General features: G+C 38.7%; 1 rRNA gene. It reads right to left on the bottom strand.

Annotated elements, in window-relative coordinates:
* Positions 1 to 299, bottom strand: a 16S ribosomal RNA gene (locus tag QVO88_RS03435); the annotation flags it as partial.
* Positions 300 to 657: the final 358 nt, after the last annotated feature.

Here is a 657-nt window from a genome sequence, read left to right on the forward strand (position 1 = left end):
TCTCAGTCCGGCTACTGATCGTCGCCTTGGTAAGCCGTTACCTTACCAACTAGCTAATCAGACGCGAGCTCATCTTTCAGCGATAAATCTTTGATAATCAAATCATGCGGTTCAATTATGTTATGCGGTATTAACGATCGTTTCCAATCGGTATCCCCCTCTGAAAGGCAGATTGCTCACGTGTTACTCACCCGTCCGCCACTAGATCAGAAAAGCAAGCTTCTCTTCTCTCGTTCGACTTGCATGTGTTAAGCGTGCCGCCAGCGTTCGTCCTGAGCCAGGATCAAACTCTTAATTAAAGTTGTATATCAAAAGCATCTCTGCTCTTGTTATCCTGTTTCAGTTCACTTCACTGAACGTACATTTCTTTTTCGTCTTTATGTTAGACCTTTAATTCTTTTTCTCAAAAGAATCTCTCAAGGGTTTCGTACTATTCGTCTTTGTTCAATTTTCAAGATGCTGTTTCGTTACACTCTTTTGTGTCGTGCAACTTTTACATTATATCACACTTTTTATCTTTTGTCAACCCCTTTTCTGAAGTTTTTTCAAAAAAGTTTTTTGACTTTCGATTTTTTCGTGCTTTCTAATGCGCTGTCTTAAATCAGCTTATCTATTATATCATATTAGCTAAGCTTTGTCAAGACTTTTCTTTGTGAA

The organism is Ruminococcus sp. CAG:57, assembly GCF_000435935.1.
Lineage (GTDB): Bacteria > Bacillota > Clostridia > Oscillospirales > Ruminococcaceae > Hominimerdicola > Hominimerdicola aceti.